This is a genomic window from Rhizobium sp. RU20A (assembly GCF_900155885.1).
Lineage (GTDB): Bacteria > Pseudomonadota > Alphaproteobacteria > Rhizobiales > Rhizobiaceae > RU20A.
In genome coordinates, this window is sequence record NZ_FTMB01000001.1 from 208,566 (window position 1) to 224,172 (window position 15,607).

General features: G+C 61.5%; 19 protein-coding genes and 2 tRNA genes. 4 read left to right on the forward strand and 17 right to left on the reverse strand.

Translation table 11 applies throughout. The features are described 5' to 3' along the window. Window positions 1–12: 12 nt before the first annotated feature. From F3H41_RS00990 to F3H41_RS01070, 17 genes are all read right to left on the reverse strand, one after another. On the reverse strand, window positions 13–2,613 hold the full coding sequence (locus F3H41_RS00990; protein ID WP_149736731.1) for a phage tail tape measure protein: 2,601 nt from the start codon (window positions 2,611–2,613) through the stop codon (window positions 13–15). 12 nt (window positions 2,614–2,625) lie between these two features. Next, window positions 2,626–4,269, reverse strand: a complete 1,644-nt coding sequence (locus F3H41_RS00995) for a terminase TerL endonuclease subunit (protein ID WP_149736732.1) — start codon at window positions 4,267–4,269, stop codon at window positions 2,626–2,628. Continuing rightward, entirely contained in the window at window positions 4,262–4,669 is a 408-nt protein-coding gene (locus F3H41_RS01000) for a phage terminase small subunit P27 family (RefSeq protein ID WP_149736733.1), read from the reverse strand. Before F3H41_RS01000 ends, F3H41_RS00995 begins: the two co-directional genes overlap by 8 nt. Further along, the gene (locus F3H41_RS01005; RefSeq protein WP_149736734.1) at window positions 4,666–4,983 is read right to left on the reverse strand and encodes a phage head closure protein; all 318 of its coding nucleotides are present in this window, start codon (window positions 4,981–4,983) and stop codon (window positions 4,666–4,668) included. Before F3H41_RS01005 ends, F3H41_RS01000 begins: the two co-directional genes overlap by 4 nt. Next, entirely contained in the window at window positions 4,983–5,396 is a 414-nt protein-coding gene (locus tag F3H41_RS01010; RefSeq protein ID WP_149736735.1) for a DUF3168 domain-containing protein, read from the reverse strand. The genes F3H41_RS01005 and F3H41_RS01010 overlap by 1 nt, the downstream gene beginning before the upstream one ends. Next, window positions 5,389–5,829, reverse strand: coding sequence for an HK97-gp10 family putative phage morphogenesis protein (locus F3H41_RS01015; protein WP_149736736.1), 441 nt, complete (start codon window positions 5,827–5,829; stop codon window positions 5,389–5,391). The genes F3H41_RS01010 and F3H41_RS01015 overlap by 8 nt, the downstream gene beginning before the upstream one ends. Then, window positions 5,822–6,133, reverse strand: a complete 312-nt coding sequence (locus tag F3H41_RS01020) for a head-tail connector protein (RefSeq protein WP_149736737.1) — start codon at window positions 6,131–6,133, stop codon at window positions 5,822–5,824. Before F3H41_RS01020 ends, F3H41_RS01015 begins: the two co-directional genes overlap by 8 nt. Next, complete coding sequence (locus F3H41_RS01025; RefSeq protein ID WP_149736738.1) at window positions 6,130–6,393, reverse strand: hypothetical protein; 264 nt, start codon at window positions 6,391–6,393, stop codon at window positions 6,130–6,132. Before F3H41_RS01025 ends, F3H41_RS01020 begins: the two co-directional genes overlap by 4 nt. Continuing rightward, window positions 6,380–6,781 carry a hypothetical protein gene (locus F3H41_RS01030; RefSeq protein WP_149736739.1) on the reverse strand — a complete coding sequence of 134 codons (402 nt, stop codon included), beginning with the start codon at window positions 6,779–6,781 and terminating at the stop codon, window positions 6,380–6,382. The genes F3H41_RS01025 and F3H41_RS01030 overlap by 14 nt, the downstream gene beginning before the upstream one ends. Beyond that, complete coding sequence (locus F3H41_RS01035) at window positions 6,778–7,149, reverse strand: hypothetical protein (RefSeq protein WP_149736740.1); 372 nt, start codon at window positions 7,147–7,149, stop codon at window positions 6,778–6,780. The genes F3H41_RS01030 and F3H41_RS01035 overlap by 4 nt, the downstream gene beginning before the upstream one ends. Continuing rightward, entirely contained in the window at window positions 7,146–7,505 is a 360-nt protein-coding gene (locus tag F3H41_RS01040; protein WP_149736741.1) for an HNH endonuclease, read from the reverse strand. Before F3H41_RS01040 ends, F3H41_RS01035 begins: the two co-directional genes overlap by 4 nt. After that, complete coding sequence (locus tag F3H41_RS01045) at window positions 7,502–8,125, reverse strand: hypothetical protein (RefSeq protein ID WP_149736742.1); 624 nt, start codon at window positions 8,123–8,125, stop codon at window positions 7,502–7,504. The genes F3H41_RS01040 and F3H41_RS01045 overlap by 4 nt, the downstream gene beginning before the upstream one ends. Window positions 8,126–8,128: 3 nt before the next feature. Beyond that, on the reverse strand, window positions 8,129–9,679 hold the full coding sequence (locus F3H41_RS01050; protein WP_149736743.1) for a phage major capsid protein: 1,551 nt from the start codon (window positions 9,677–9,679) through the stop codon (window positions 8,129–8,131). Next, window positions 9,676–10,095 carry a gene transfer agent family protein gene (locus F3H41_RS01055; protein ID WP_149736744.1) on the reverse strand — a complete coding sequence of 140 codons (420 nt, stop codon included), beginning with the start codon at window positions 10,093–10,095 and terminating at the stop codon, window positions 9,676–9,678. Before F3H41_RS01055 ends, F3H41_RS01050 begins: the two co-directional genes overlap by 4 nt. Then, the gene (locus F3H41_RS01060) at window positions 10,092–11,300 is read right to left on the reverse strand and encodes a phage portal protein (RefSeq protein ID WP_149736745.1); all 1,209 of its coding nucleotides are present in this window, start codon (window positions 11,298–11,300) and stop codon (window positions 10,092–10,094) included. The genes F3H41_RS01055 and F3H41_RS01060 overlap by 4 nt, the downstream gene beginning before the upstream one ends. A gap of 115 nt (window positions 11,301–11,415) precedes the next feature. Further along, window positions 11,416–12,978, reverse strand: coding sequence for an integrase (locus F3H41_RS01065; RefSeq protein WP_149736746.1), 1,563 nt, complete (start codon window positions 12,976–12,978; stop codon window positions 11,416–11,418). A gap of 91 nt (window positions 12,979–13,069) precedes the next feature. Further along, window positions 13,070–13,145: transfer RNA gene (locus tag F3H41_RS01070), tRNA-Val, on the reverse strand. A 457-nt stretch (window positions 13,146–13,602) separates the two neighbouring features. On the opposite strand from F3H41_RS01070, the gene F3H41_RS01075 reads away from it, so the two are divergent. The 4 genes from F3H41_RS01075 (at window position 13,603) to F3H41_RS01090 (ending at window position 15,553) form a co-directional block, all read left to right on the forward strand. Continuing rightward, window positions 13,603–13,679, forward strand: a tRNA-Asp gene (locus tag F3H41_RS01075). Between the two features lie 316 nt (window positions 13,680–13,995). After that, entirely contained in the window at window positions 13,996–14,361 is a 366-nt protein-coding gene (locus F3H41_RS01080; RefSeq protein ID WP_149736747.1) for an NADH-quinone oxidoreductase subunit A, read from the forward strand. After that, window positions 14,352–14,930: an NADH-quinone oxidoreductase subunit B gene (locus F3H41_RS01085; protein ID WP_149736748.1), complete on the forward strand. Its 579-nt coding sequence runs from the start codon at window positions 14,352–14,354 to the stop codon at window positions 14,928–14,930. The genes F3H41_RS01080 and F3H41_RS01085 overlap by 10 nt, the downstream gene beginning before the upstream one ends. 17 nt (window positions 14,931–14,947) lie before the next feature. Beyond that, window positions 14,948–15,553 (forward strand): NADH-quinone oxidoreductase subunit C, encoded by a 606-nt coding sequence (locus F3H41_RS01090; RefSeq protein ID WP_149736749.1) that lies wholly within the window; start codon window positions 14,948–14,950, stop codon window positions 15,551–15,553. The last annotated feature ends 54 nt before the right edge of the window (window positions 15,554–15,607 follow it).

Below are 15,607 nucleotides of genomic sequence, written 5' to 3' on the forward strand. Positions count from 1 at the left end.
GCTCTGAGTCTTTCAGCGTGTCCTCTGGTTCAGATACGCGCCGGCCCGCGTCTGCCTGCGAAGCTCATCCGCCACAAGCCCGCGCATCTGCTGTTCCACCTGCTTACCCACCTTCGCCGCCAAGTCGGCGTTCTGGGCCGGGTCGCCGCCGGTCGCGTTCACCGTGACGTTCGTATTGATGTTGACCGGCGACGGCGCGGCGTTGCTGTTCGCCGCCTTCAGGTCGGGCTTGCGCAGTGCCGGCGCACCGCCGACATAACCACCATCGGAATAGCCTGATAGCGCGCCGCGATGCAGTGCCTCAAGGTTGCCCACGCCGATCCGGCTGGTCGCCTTCTTCGACATGACATATTCGCCCTTATGGACGACGCCCGCCGGCTGATACTTTCCGCCGTCGCCGGTATAGCCGCCGTCCGAGAAGCCGAAGAGTGCGCCAAGGATGCCGGTTCCCGCGCCGCCGAGAAGACCGGAGAGCGGCCCCTTGCCGAGAAGCGCGGCCTGCAACGTGGCATCGATCAGGCTGTTCAACAGGTTCTGAAGCGCGCCGTTCAGGGTCTGTGTGCCGGTCAACAGGCCGGACAGGGACGACGTGAAGCTCTCCGCAAAATACTGCTGGGCGCTCTTCAGGCCTTCGGCACTGCGGGCAACCTGCTGGTTCTTGCTGTCGAGCTGCTGCGTGAGGGCGATCTTCTCGCGCATCTTCTGAAGTTCGGCGTCGGTCAAGGTGATGCCGTTGCGGCGGGCCTCTTCCTGAAGCCGGTAGACCTCAAGCTCAATGCGCTGCTGCGATGCCGACATGCCGGAAATCGAGCGCTCGAATTCAGCCAGGCGCAAACCTTCCTCAACCGACTGGTTCAGGCTCTTGCGGGCGGCGTCCTGCTGCTTCAGCAATTCGGTGCGCTGGCGTTCGCCATCGGTCGGCGCAAGCGGCTGGGCTGCGGTCGGCGTATTGGAATAGGCGTTGCGGATAGTGCTATCGTCCACCCGCTTCAGGCCGGTCCATTCCTGCCGAAGGGATTCAGGGTCACCACCACGGCGACGAAGCAGCGCACGGGCAAGCTCATCCTGTGTCGTCGCGTCGAAGAGCCGGTCACCGGACAGGCCAAGTTCCTTCATCAGGCCCTCAAGGGTGCGGCCCGTGATCTGGTAGCGGCCAAGCGCTGAAGAGCCCTTGCCGTCGCCGTAAAGGGCGCGGTTCGCTGGATCGGCGAGCATACGGCGCTGAAGGGCGCGGACCTGATCAAGCGTCATGCCGGTAAGGTTCTGTGCGCCGCCCGTCCATCTGCCATGATCGAGGGTGGCGTTATAATCGCCGCCGCTTTCGACACTGGCGATCAGATCAAGGATGTTGTCGTGCTTGCCATACCGCGCCACGCTCTTGGCGCGGTTTGCAATGTCGGTTGCGCTCATGACCTCGCCCATGGTGAGGGCCTTCGAAACGGCCTTGTTGTAGGCCGCGTCAATGCCGTCCGTCGTGGCGAGCGTGTCCAGTTCGGCCTTCAGTTCCGGCAAAAAGTTCTTGAGGTCGGCAAGGGCGCTCTTGAAATTGGCAGCGGCGTTCGTGTTGCCGCTGAAGGCACCGGTCAGGCTGTTGCTTGCGGCCGACAATTCCTTGAGCCCGGTCTTGAATTCATCGCTCCCGCCCGTGAGGTCGGTGATTTGCTCATCCACGGCCCTTAATGCGATTTCGAGGTTCCGAAGCTCTGCCTGCTGAAGGAAGTTGCCGGTATTCGCCTTCTCGCGTTCGATGGCTGTGGCAATGTCGGCGCGCTGCTTCTGAAGGCGCTTCAACTGTTCTTCCGGGCTGTTGTAGCGCTCAACCGCCCTATCGTAGGTGTCCTTGCCGGGATTGAGCGCATCGCGCACCTTCGCCATTGCGCCGGCCGCATCGATGGCAAAGCCCTTCATGCGCACGGTCGCATTGCGCCACATGGTCGCGAATTCGGCGTCGATCTTCTTGGCGGCTTCGATCTGCTGATCGCTGAAGGTCGCGGCCTCGCTGCGCAGCTTCTGGATTTGCTCGACCGACATGCCGAGAACCTTCGCCATCTGTTCGGCCCCGGTGCCACCGAAGACCTCATCAAGAATGCGGGTCTGCGCTGCGGCATCCAGCGTCTGAAGCTTGGTGATGATCTCATCAAGGAAGCGGCTCGGATCACGCAAGCGGTCGGCCACGTCGGCGGCACTGTAGCCAAGGCGCTGAAAAGCTTCCTCCGCGCTGCCCTTGCCGGTCTTAGCGAATTCATCGCCGCGGATGTTGAGTTCCTTCAGGGCGTCGGTCACGCCGTCAATGCTCATGCCGGTTGCTGAAGCGAGGTAGGTCCATTGCGTCCACACCTTCGCCGACACGCCAGCCTTGCGGGCCTCGCGGTCAACCTCTGCAATCGAGGTGGCAATTTCCTTCACCGCAAGCGCCGCGCCGCCGATAGCGGCAACGACGGCCCCGCTCTTCATCAGTGGCGCAAACATCGTCTCAAGCTTCTGACTGAGGCCGTCGGCGTCCTGCTGCATCTGCTTAAAGCGCTTGTTCCCGTAGGCGCGGGCGCCGTCCAGATCGCGCTTATACTTGTCGGCATTGGCCCGGAAGGTCACAAGCAACAGATCATCATTCATATCGGCATTCCTTTATGCGGCTTCGGCATCGTCATGGCGAAGCCGGTCAAATTCGTTGGGGTCGAGGTCGAAAATCGAGCGCTGGTTATCGTTCGCCGCCGCCCTGAAGACGGACAGCGCCGACGCAATCGCGCCGTCAATGTGGTTTGAATGGCGGGTGCCCTTGTGCATCGTCGTCAGTTCGCCGGCATTGGTGGCGCGCTTCACGACGACGCTTTCGAAGTGGTTGCGAAGGATCGGGTGTGCGCCGTGGCGGATGCGGCGGCCGTTCACGATGCGCTCAAGATCACAGATCGGGCCATGCATGTGCTTCGCCGTCTGCGGAACCTGAAGAACGGTGATTCCGTGGTCCATCAGCTTGCCCATGAGCGGGCCGGCGAGCGACGGGTCGAAGACGACTTCGCGCACGTCGTAGGTGCCGCAAAGGTCGATGATCCGGTCGGCGATCACGTCGGGTTCAATCACCGGGCCATCGATGACGTTCAAAAGCCCTTCATCGCGCCACCGGGTATAGGGAGCCTGTTCGACCTTGGCCTTATCTTCCAATCCTTCTGACGGCAGGAAGAACCACGGGTGAACCGTGATGCGGCCATCCTCATGCCGCCACGCGCCGACGATGGCCGTCAGGTCGCCCGAGCGGGACAAGTCAACGCCAAGCCAGCACGGCAGGCCCTCAAGGTCGGCAAGGTCGAAGTTCGGATCGCGGCCGGCGTCATAGACGGCCATATCGAAGAGCGGATCACGGGAAGCGGCCTGCCAGATGTTGAGGTGAAATTGCTGGAATGCGAACCGCTCTGCCGGCCGGTGTTCGGCCTCGCGTGCCATCGTGCGCAAGCCGCCAAGATCAGGGAAGCCATAGGCAAGGCCGGGATTGACCTTGTGCCAAACGGCTTCATCGCGCCAATCGTCGGCGGGTCCAGCTTCGAAGATGATCGGCAGAAACGACGGGTCGTTAATCTCGCCGGTCGCGACCTTCCGGGCGTAGTCGTAAATCTCGAAACCGATGTTCTCCTGCCCACGGCCTGCGGTCGTGGCAATGATCATGAGGGTATCGGGAACCTTCGCCATGCCGGACTTGAGCGCTTCCCAGAGGTCGCGGCCCTTCCAAGCGTGGATTTCATCGACAAGGACGAAGGAAGGCGTCTTGCCGTGCTGGGCCGCCCCGTCACTCGATACGGCGAGCAATTCCGCCTTGTTCGGGCGGCTCATGATCTTCTTCGCTGAATTATGGGCGTCATAGATGCGTGTCGCACCGATCAACCGGCGATCCTCGCGAACGATGTTCGCAGCTTCCTTGAAGCCGATGCCAGCCTGTTCACGGTCGGACGCGGCAAAGATGGCCTGTCCGGCCGGTCGTGCTTCCGGGCCGATGGTGTGAAGAAGCGCCCACGCCGCCGCAATGCTGGTCTTGCGATTGCCACGGGGCAGCATCAGGAACACCGTGCGGACGATCCGACTTCCGTCCGGGTTGCGCGGTCCATAGATGCGCCGCGTCATGCGGTCCTGAAAATCGTAAAGCTGAAAGCGGCCCTTCGGCGCGGTGCTGGCCGGATGCTTCAAGGCCCGAATGAAATCGACGGCGTCCTGTCCATAGCCGAACGGGTCTTCGATAGCGCTGCCGTCATAAATCCAGTGCGGGAATGTGCTCTTAGGCATGGGGGCGGTTCCTGCCGATCATGAGCGGGTTATCGTCGTCATCGTCGTCGGGTGCCGCGCTGCCGACGCGGGCGCGCGATACCGGCGAAAGCCCATATTCGGCGGCAAGCTGCCGAGCCGTCTGCATCGCCTTGTCCTGAAGGCGGCAAAGCTTCATGTCGATTTCGCCGGAGGCGCGAAGGGCGTCTTCGATTTCGCGAACGAGACCACGGGCACGGCAGTAGTCTTCGACGCCGCCAAGATCGCCGCGCGTGATGATGCCGCGTTCAATGAGGCCCGGCATGATCCGCTTCCATTCGGCACGCGCATAGGCCGAAAGCTGCTTCGGCGCTGCCGGAGCCTTCATCAGTGCGTTGCTGTCGCGATCAATGGGCGGCTTCACGCCGCGAAGGTGGGTCACTTCAGGGCCTCCCCGCGAAGCTCCAGCGCATCGCGCCTGCCGAGTTCCTTGATTTCCTTCAGGCCATACGCCGCGCCTTCATAGGTCACGCGGTCGGCCGTGGTGATGCCAGGGCGATACCGGACGCGGAAAATCACGGTGCCGGTTTCGGCCTCGCCGTAGCCGGTGAAAAACTCGCTCGCCGTCTGCTGAAGGACTTCGGCCCAAACGGTGGCGACCTGTGCCCACGCCTTCACGACGCTACCGGACGGCTGAACGGTTTCCGTCTGGCGTTCGATGGTGATGCGGCGGTTCATGCTTCCGATGTTGAGCATCAGACAATCCACCGGATAAGGGCTTCGACGGAAAGGACGCCATGCCCATAACGCGGGTCGGGATCGCGCGGGAATGCCGAGCGAACGACGCGGAAATGATCGCAGTCGCACCCCTCAAAATTAAGGGGATTGTCGAGGGCTGCGGTCACAGTGCCGGCGATCAGCTTGGCAGCATCAGGCCCGGCGTCCAGCGTCCAGATATGAAGGTCGAGATAGACCCATGCCGTGCGCTGGCTGGCGTAGTCGTGGCCGCCGTTTGCCGTGTTGCCGTCGCTCATGATGATGGCCGGGGTCTTGTCGGGCCGCGTGCTGCCCGAGCGAATATGATCGGCAGGCACAAGCGCGGCCACGTCCGGCGAGGCAATAAGCGCCGCGCGAATAGCAGTCTGAAGGGCAAGGGTCGGCTCAAACATCAATCTTCTTCCCGGCATTCACGTCGCGCAAAACCTTCATCGCTTGTCGCTTGATGTTTTGCTGTTCCTTGGCGCGCTGTTCGTGGAACGTGTTCAGGAAGAATGGCTGCGCTTCCGTCTCTGCGGTGCCGTGTTCGACAAGGTGCGCATAGCGCACGTCCGCATTGCCGGCGGTGATGATCACTTCGTGCTTGCCGGCGACATGCGCGCCACCGGGCTGGCTATAGGGCGGGGTCGTCTCGCCGGGCGCGGTGATGGCAATGCTGCGCTTCAGGTCGCTGGTATCTTCCGGCGCGGCGGCGCGCTGCTTCAGCGCGACACGATGGGCTGCGCGCATCAAAATCTTGTCGATCATGGCGTCGGGCGCATCGCCAAGGGCCTTCAGGCGCTTGTTGAAGTTGGCAAGCCCGCCGTCGTTCCTCTTGTCAGACATTGGCTTCCCCTTCCGCGAACCACTGCTTCCGGTAGCTGTCGAGGATCGAGGTCACGGCCTGCGGTGCCATTTCCACCGAAAGGCCGAAGGTCGCGAGGCTGCGCACTTCAAAATAAAAGGAAACCAGCTTCAGAAGGGCAAGCTTCACGTCTGCCGGAATGGGGTCAAGGTCGGCGACTGGATGGCCGATATAGTTGCCCGCCCATGTCTCTGCGGCCTCAAGATACAGGGAAAGCAGCTCATCTTCGGCGGTTCCGTCCACCTTCAAATGAGCCTTGGCGAGGTCGAGGCTTACGGCCGTCATGCGTCAAATCCTGAAAAAGTTAAATTCGGTGTCTCTTGTGCGGTGCCCCCCGCGCCGGTCCCCTCGAAGGCTTCCAAATTGGAGACCACCCCCGCCCGGCGCTGCGTTGGCGTCGGATGGCCGAGCGCCTGTTCGACCGTCCAGCCATCCGTGAGACGCTTACAGATCGTCGTGCGCGGAATGCCGGTGATCTTCACGAGTTCGGACAGAAGCCAGCGACGGCCACGGTATTCGATAAGGATGATGCTATGCGGTGCCATGGGGGTTCCCCTTCAGGCAGTCGTCGCCATGGCGCTCGATATGATTGATGATTGCAGCCGCCATGCCGCCTTGACGGTGTGCCCGTTGGTGCAGGGTGTTGACGGTGATGCCGAGCCGGTCGGCCCATTGCTGAACCGTGAGCGAGACGCCCATGACTTGATGTTCGCGGGGTGCGGGACCGGTGGGGCGTGACCGCTTAGGCTTAGGGGCGTTGATCTTGCCGTTCCAAGTAAGCTTGCGGGTGCCGCGTTCGATGGATGCACGAACGGTCGCGTCCATGCGCAAGGGCTGGGAAAGGCGGTCGAAGGCGCGTTGCCGGATGGCTGTGCATTCGGCTGCGAATTCTTCCCTGTCGATTTGGCGGGCGCGTTCGGCTGGCGTGGTCATGGCGAGGCGGGCGCTTCTTCTATCGTCTTCGGCTTGGCGCTGTAGTCGATCATGACGATGGTGACAGGGGTGACGCCGTTCGGCATGGCGTAAATCGGCCGTTCCTCCCTGTCGGCACAGCCGGGCCGTCCGAAGTAATCGAGGGTCGATACCGGAACGTCGCCGTAGCCGGGCGTCAGGAAGTAGGCATCCGTATCCACAGCCGGCGGCTCATACTCTGGAAAGCCGGACGGCTGGTTGTCGACAAAGGTGCCGAGTGCCAGCCTCAAGACGTTCTGTTCCCGGATTTGGAAGCGGCTGGTATCCAGTTCGGTCCATTGCCCGGGTGGAAGTTCCTTGACGGTCATGCGGTTCAGGGCCGTGCTCATGGGCGGATAGTCCTTTCCAAGCGCTGCTTGATAGAGTTGTGGCAGGGCGCGCAAAGCGGCTGCCAGTTGGCGCGGTGCCAGAAGAGGCGCTTGTCGCCACGGTGCGGGATGATGTGGTCAACGACGGATGCGAGGCGCGTGACGCCGTGCTGTGCGCACTCCCGGCAGTGGGGATGCATGGCGAGGTATTCCGAACGGGCCTTGCGCCATTCCGGGCCATAGCCGCGCGCGGCTGCGGACGGCCGTCGTGCATCGTGCCGGGCGTTGCGGGCGCGCGTTGCCGAGCGCTGGCATTCGCAGAATTCGCCATGCGGCACGACGCGGCCGCAAGAACAGATGCGGGCGGGCTTCTTCACACGCCACCTGCAATCTTCGCCTTGAGGGCGCGCAGGCCCTCGCGGTCAAATTCGGGGTCAAGGCCTTCGGCTTCGTTGCGTGCGGCCTGTTCGGGGTCCGGGGTCTTCTCGGTCGGCGTGCCGGTGCGGGTCAGGACGCCCGTGATCACGAGCCGGTCGTGGTGCGCGGACAGGGCGCGCGTGATTTCGGTCGGCGTGGCGTTCCACGTCGTTTCGGGCGTCCAGCCAAGCCAGCCCGTCGCGGCGCTGTAGAGTTCGGCGAAGTATTCGTTCCACGGCGTGGGCTTGCCGGCCGACGAAGGCTTGGCCTTCGGATCGGGTGCCGGCATGAACATGGCAATGAGTTCGGCGAGCGGTTGGCGCACGGCGAGGAAAAAGGGGGAGAGCGGCCTTCCCGCCGCTTCTGAACGAAGGAAGGCCGCTGCATCCGACACGGGGGATGAAGCCGTGCGGATGATTTCGGAAGTGATGGTGAGGTGCATGCTGTCCAGCGCCTGAAAGAGGGCCGGGAAGCCGTGGCGTTCGGTAAGGGTGGCTGCGGCCCGCAATGTAGGGCGAAGCGCCACGGTGTTGCCACCATGCGCAATCGTCACCTGTTCATATGCGGGCCGCGTCTTCATGGCTTAGGCCGAAACCTTCAGCTTCACGAAGCGGTCGGGATGCGTGACGTCCGCACCGACGCGCTTCCAAGCATGAAAGCGAGTCTGCCCCTTGAGCTTGATGGTGTAGGGATCGCGCAGCATCTCGAGCGAAGCGCGATCAACGATGCGATAGCCGGACAGGTCGCCGAACAGGATCGGATACTTGCCCGCGCCGATGTCATCCATGTCCGGCACTTCGACAATCGGACGTCCGAGAAGCGTGGAAGCACCGCCTGCGGAGATCGGATCAAGGACAAGGTAACGGCCCGTGCCGTCCTTCCACTGGCGAATGGTGCCGAGCGTCTTGCGGTTCATGATCCAGACGCCGTTTGCGGCATGGCTCGTAGCAAGCTCATGATACATGCCGATGATAACGTCGGCGGGGTTTGTAGACGGGAAGGCAGCGGCGACGCCCGTCTTCACTTCCTTGATGCCCGTGGCGGTCATAATGCCCTTCGGCTGGCCGACACCGGTTCCCTTGACGAAGGCAAGGCCTTCGGTGATGCCGAAGCTTTCGGCGAAGTCAGAGAGAAGTTCGCCTTCCAGCCCATAAGCATTGTCGGCGAGAAGCTGGTTCGACACGTCGGTGAAGGTAGCCAGTTCATAAGGGGCAAGCGTCACCTGTTCAAAGGTCATGCCGCTTTCGGTCCGGTCGCCGATTTCGGCCACCCACGTTGCGGCCGTGCCCGTGACGCGGCGCGGATACTTGATTTCGGATGCCGTGATGTTCACGACGCGCGCATACTGCCGGATCGGAGAGTATTCGCGCAGAAGCTTGATAAGCTCGCTGCCGAATTCTTCAGGAGCGAGGTAGCCGCCGTTAGCGTCGCTGCCGATGGTGAGCGCCTTGGCTTCGTCAACCGCAGTGCGTTCGATGCCGCCGCGCAGGTAAGAGCCGAACGCCTTGCATTCGAGATTATCGTTGCCGGCGGCCGGATGGTTGTTGTTCGCGGCCGTCGGGCGGGCAAGCTTCGCCTTGATGGTGGCAACGTCTGCCTTGAGTGCCTTCAGGTCTTCCGGCGAGATCACCGGATCATTCTTCAGTTCGAGTTCTTCGTTTTCCAAGGTCATTTCCTTCTGGTCTGCCGTGCCATCGGCGGCCTTAACTGACGTGATTTGCGCGCCGGGATGGCTGGGAACGGCGACAACTGAGATTTCGTGAAGGTCGAGGGCTGTGATTGTCCGGCCGCGCTGGCGGGGCTTGGCGGACTTCGTGCGGAAGCCGATGGACAGGCCGGATACGGCCTTGTTGCGGATCATGGCGCGCACTTCGCGGGCGCGTTCCACGTCGTCCACGAGCAAGCGGCCCTTCACCGTGAGGCCGTCCGGGGTCTCTTCGATCTGGTCCCAGACGCCGATGACTTGCGCCTGATCATGGGCGAAGAGCATCGGCAGGACTTCCGGCGAGGCGATAGCGCCCTTCTCGATTACGTCGCCGACGCGATCCGGCGAGCCGAACGGCCAAGCAATGCCGGTGATGGTGCCGGCGTCGTCAACCGAGAGAGCGGCCTTGATTTCGAGGCGGTCGGTCATGCGGCAACGTCCGAATAGGCCGCGTTGATCGCTGCGGAGAGATCGCCGGCCGCTGCTGCCTTTTGCGTGTCGTCCTGTGGGAAGCCGAAGTCGTCGTCAGTCTCTTCGGTTTCCGGTGCGCCGTGAAAGACGGTGTTCAGAATGCCGAGCGCAACGAAATGAGACTCACGCCACGGCCTGCCAATGCAATAGAGCGCGGCTAGCTGGTCGGCTTCGCGGGGTGCGAGCCCGCCGCCGATCAGTCCCAGGCGGATGACCTGAAGCGCGTCCTTGAAGGAAAACTGTTCGTTGGCGAGACGCCAATGCAGCGCGCCGATGCCGTGGCCGGTGACGCGCTCAAGCTCTTCGATGAGTTCGCAGGTCGGGAATGCGAAGGTCTTTTCGCCGTCGCCGAAAAAGGTGCGGTATTCGATCATGCGGGTTCCTTTGCCGGGGCCGGTGCGGGCGCGGCATTGCTGGTCGTGTGCGGGTTGGAAAGTTCGTCGCCACCGGGAAGCGGCGGAAGGTTGAGGATCGCGCGGACCTCGTTCGGGGTCATGATGCGATTGGTCACAAGGGCGGTCATGTTCGCCGTGCGGCTGGCCGCATCGGCGCGCATCAGGTCGTCGGTGACAAACTCGAAATAGTGGTCGTCCTGTTCGTCCTCGCTGAGAAGAACGGTCGTCATGGCGTCCGTCCAGCGGTCCAGCCACGGACGAAGGCAAAGCTGAAGGAACTGTGCGCCCATCTGTTCGGTGTTCGACCATGTCCCACGGGTAAGCTCGAAAAGCATGGTCGGCGGAACGCCGAAGACGCGGGCAATCTCGCGGACCTGTTCAAGCCGGTGCTCAAGGAACTGCGCATCGGTCGAGGTCATGGCCGGCTGGTCGTAGGTCCATCCGCTATCGAGAAAGAGCGGCCCGCCGCCCTTCTGCCATTCGTCAAACGAAGCACGGACGTTCGCCATCGTCTTCGCGCCGGCTTCGCTGCCCTGCGGCTTGTCATTGGAAATGATGCCGGTCGGGCGAGCGCCGGAGCCGAAGAACTGTGCGCCGTGGCGCTCAAGGATCGCGGCAAGGCCAATGCCTTCCTTGCCGAACGTGATCGGCGAGGTTGCGAGGAACGACGGGACGTGAAGGATTTCTGTGTGCGGATAGTCGCGGCTGCCGGCCTTCTCTGAGACGCGATAGACGGGCGCTCCGGTCACGGCGTTCTCAAGAGCTGAGACGCTGCCGGGCTTCAGGCGGTGCAGTTCAAAGGGGCTGCCGTCTTCGAAACGCACGACGCGGGCGAAGCCGTTGCCGTAAATGAGGGCGTCGGCGGTAAGGCGGGTGCGGAGATCGCCGGCACCGGTCCATTCATTGGCGCGCTTGTGAACGATGCGATAGGCGGAATGATCCTTGGCCGCTTCCTTGCCCTCTGCGGTTTCCCGGTAGAGCTTGCAAGGAAGAGAGCCGATGGTTTCCGAGATCAGCCGGACAGCCTGAAGGACAGCCGGCACGTAAAGCGCCGACTGACCACCAACGCTAACACCCGAATAGGTAGGGCGGAAGCCGATAAGGTCGGCGAAGTCGGGGCTGTTGATGGAAAAGGCCTTCCGCTCAACAGAAGAGCCGGCCTTCTTTGACTTCCGCTTACCCACGAGAGAGCACCATGTGATCTGTCCTCAATTAACTTGAGGCGAGAATCTCACATTAGGAGTCTCTTGTGAATCCCTGAATGTGTATTATTTCCTATTTATCTGAAAATAATCCTATTCAGCGTTCTATTGGAATGTCTTCGATCTGGTCCATCGCTGCGGCAAGACCGGGAAGCATGACTTCGCTTCGCCCGTAATGCTGCTGTGATCCGCCGTTCGTGCGGCCGGTCATGTAGTGCTGGGCATCTTCCGGGACGCGGTAACGCCGGCAGAGGTCTTCAAAGAGGTGACGCCACCCATGGTTCGGCGAAAGCTCCGGCCGCTTCTCGTAAGGAATCAGTGTGCGGACCCAAGTGCTCATGCGCGGCTGAACCGAAACGTCTTCCTTGGTCTCGCCCTTAAACAGCCGGCCGGGCGGCGCGGCCTTCACGAAATCGATAAGCCCCTCATTTATCAGCGCGGCATGCACCGGAATACGGCGCTCGCTGCTCAAGTTCTTCAAAGCCCGGTTCCCGACCGTCGTCACTTTCCAGAACCACCGGCCGTCTGATTCGAAGAAGTCTTCCTTGTGCAGGTTGCCTGCCTCGCTGACGCGCATGCCGGAGTAGGCGCAAAGCCACGGTATCCAGCGCAGCAACGGTTTTGATTCTTTGCGTGCCGCCAGAAGCACAAGTCGCGCCTCGTCCATCGTGAACGTCCGCAGATATGACGGCATCGTGGTGTAGTCGGGTGTCTTGATGCCCGTGAGCGGATTGCCAGCCGGGAAGAAGTTGGTGGGGTCGTTCTGCCGGCCCCAATTTAAGACCGTCCGAAGGTTTTGGAATTTTACCTTCACGGTGCGATTCTGAAGGTCGCCAGCGTCTTGCATGGCTTCAATCCAGCTCTTGCCCTCTGCGGCCGTGACGGTGAGGGCATTCGTGTCGCCTCGCCATTTTGCGAAGGATGCGCAGTCATCTCGATATTTTTTGATCGTCCGGGCGGGGAGGGCTTTGGCATTCTTGCCGCGCGCACGTCGCGCCGCTTCCTGATCGATCACGTCATCAAAGGTGATCGCTTCCGGTTCGTCGTCAGTCGGTGCCGAGGCGTTTGCCAGAAGGGGATGAGTCGGCCGGCCGGTGAAGTCACCTTCGTTGCGTTCCGCTTCGCGTGCCATAGCCTCATAGGATGAGACGCAAAGGGCCTGTGCGATCTCGCGCCATTCGGCGCTACCTTTCGGCGCGTCGGTGTTGCCAGCGAGTCGGGCGCGGGTCAGTCGGTCACCGATCAGCTCTTCAAGCTGATCGTCGGACAGTCGGCCGACATAACCTTCAACGAACCGGCGCGCTTCATCGGCATCAACATCGAAGCGGGCATAGCGGTGGTCAGCCTTCCTGATCTCGGCATCGAAGTCGATTTGCGCCTGATAGTCGCGAAGGGCGATCTCTTGCGCTGTGAGGGGATTGCGGGCCGGCTGCGGCTGAGCACCGGTTGCCTTCTCGTGCTTCTCACGGGCAATGCCGATCTGTCGCTGGATGGACGCGACCGCAGCCGCATGATTGCGGATAGCCGCGCGTCGGTCGCCGCCAAGCTGGATTTCCAGTTCGGCGCGACCGTCCAGATATGGCCGTAGGGCAGGGGGAACCACGATTCTCGCGGAATAGCGGCCGTTGCGCTCTTTCCAGTGCCGGAGTTTGCCAGCCATCAGAAACCCATTTTGTGACGCGATTTGTGACGTCAATATGGGACAAACACCTTACGGCGCAAGGACTTGCAATGAAATCAAAGGGAAAGAATGGTGGGCGATGAGAGACTCGAACTCCCGACATCCTCGGTGTAAACGAGGCGCTCTACCAACTGAGCTAATCGCCCGCCGCGTTGGTGGCCGTGATCTATGCGGATCGCGGGGAATGCGCAAGAGGGCTTTGCGAAGTTTATGCGACTTTCAGCGATTTTTTTGAGGTGGTGCGGGCGAATGAGCCCCTGGGAGAAGGCCGCTGTGGATAAGTCGGCGCAAAACGCCCTTAACCCGTCAGTTCGCCCCCTTCGTCAGAAGCGGATTCGGCAGGGATGATGCCAAGCCGATTGCGATCGGATGCTGTAAACCATTGAAATGGTGGAGCCGTTGCCGGCTCGTGACCGAACTGTGAAAAATCTTCGCAGATGGATTCCTTGCTGTGCAGGGCTTTGAGGGTGCTCCGCAAAAAATGTCACGATTTTGTCTTTCATCGCGCTTGACACTCCAAAGGGAACCCCGTAGTTAGCCGCTCATCGAAACGGCGCTGCCGCTTCGAAACGGCGGACCGCCTGGCGGTTCACCAAGAAATGCGCGGGTGTAGCTCAGTCGGTTAGAGTGCCGGCCTGTCACGCCGGAGGTCGCGGGTTCGAGCCCCGTCACTCGCGCCATTCTTTCCTTTCCTCTTGAATATGGCATGGAGTAAGGCGCCATTGTCGGTGTCTTCCGCCGTTTTGCGCTGCGTCAAATTGTCCGGCTCTTGCTGGCGGCTTGCCTTGAAGATGTTGGGCGCAAAGCCCTTCTGCGGTGCGGGGTTTTTGCGGGTGCGAAGACGGTGCCGGGAAGCGGCGGAAAAGCTTTCACGAGGCTTGCGCCGGAACGAAGGCTGCGCTAACCACTCTGGCGTTGCAACATATTTTCTGCCTGCAATATGTTTGATGGAAGCGCGTTCCTGTTGCAGCTTCCCTGCAGGCCTGGACGGACAAGATGACTGACCTTCTCGGCTCCTACGTTCCGATCGCCATCTTCATCGGTATCTCGCTGGTGATCGGCATTGCCCTTCTCGTCGCGCCTTTCGCTGTCGCCTTCAAGGCGCCGGATCCGGAGAAGCTGTCGGCCTACGAATGCGGCTTCAACGCCTTTGACGATGCGCGCATGAAATTCGACATCCGCTTCTATCTGGTGTCGATCCTCTTTATTATCTTCGACCTCGAGGTGGCGTTCCTCTTTCCCTGGGCGGTTTCCTTCTCGGAAATCGGCTGGTTCGGTTTCTGGTCGATGATGGTGTTCCTGTTCGTGCTGACCATCGGCTTTGTCTATGAATGGAAGAAGGGAGCGCTCGAATGGGAGTAGCAACCGGCACCACCCTCGTTGCCCCGCAGCCGAAGGGGATCATTGATCCCTCGACCGGCAAGCCGATTGGCGCCAACGATGCGTTCTTCGGCGAGATCAACAATGAACTCGCCGACAAGGGTTTTCTGGTCACCTCGACGGACGAGCTCATCAACTGGGCCCGAACCGGCTCGCTGATGTGGATGACCTTCGGTCTCGCCTGCTGCGCCGTCGAAATGATGCAGCTCTCCATGCCGCGCTACGACGTCGAGCGCTTCGGCTTTGCGCCGCGTGCCTCGCCGCGCCAGTCCGACGTGATGATTGTCGCGGGCACGCTGACCAACAAGATGGCGCCGGCGCTGCGCAAGGTCTACGACCAGATGCCTGAGCCGCGCTATGTCATCTCCATGGGCTCCTGTGCCAATGGCGGCGGCTATTATCACTATTCCTATTCCGTGGTGCGTGGGTGTGACCGCGTGGTTCCGGTCGATATCTACGTTCCGGGCTGTCCCCCCACGGCAGAAGCGCTGCTTTACGGCGTGCTGCTTCTGCAAAAGAAGATCCGCCGCACCGGCACGATCGAACGGTAAGGCGAGGGGATGAGACCATGAGTGAAGCCTTGAACGAGCTTTCCTCCTATATCCGCGAGACGCGCGGCGCGCTCGTGACGGAAGCAACGCTTGCCTATGGCGAGTTGACGCTGACGACGACGGGTGCCTCGGTCATTGCGCTGCTGACCTTCTTGCGTGACGACGTGCAGTGCGGATTCGTCAACCTCGTGGATATTTGCGGCGTCGACTATCCCGCCCGTCCTGATCGCTTCGACGTGGTCTACCATCTGCTGTCGCCGCGCCAGAACCTGCGCATCCGCGTCAAGGTCGCGACCGGCGAAGATGATCCGGTTCCGTCCGCGACATCCGTCTATCCGGGCGCCGACTGGTTCGAGCGCGAAGCCTACGACATGTACGGCATTCTCTTCACGGGTCACCCGGACCTGCGACGCATCCTCACCGACTATGGTTTCGAGGGTTATCCGCTGCGCAAGGACTTTCCGACCACCGGTTACGTCGAAGTGCGCTACGACGACGAAGCCAAGCGCGTGGTCTACGAGCCGGTGGAACTGAAGCAGGAATTCCGCAACTTCGACTTCCTCTCTCCCTGGGAAGGCACGGAATACGTGCTGCCGGGCGATGAAAAGGCGGCGAAGGCGTAAAGTGAGGCAGTTGGCAGTAGCCAATAGGCAGTAGGTAGCTAGAAGGAGCGGGTA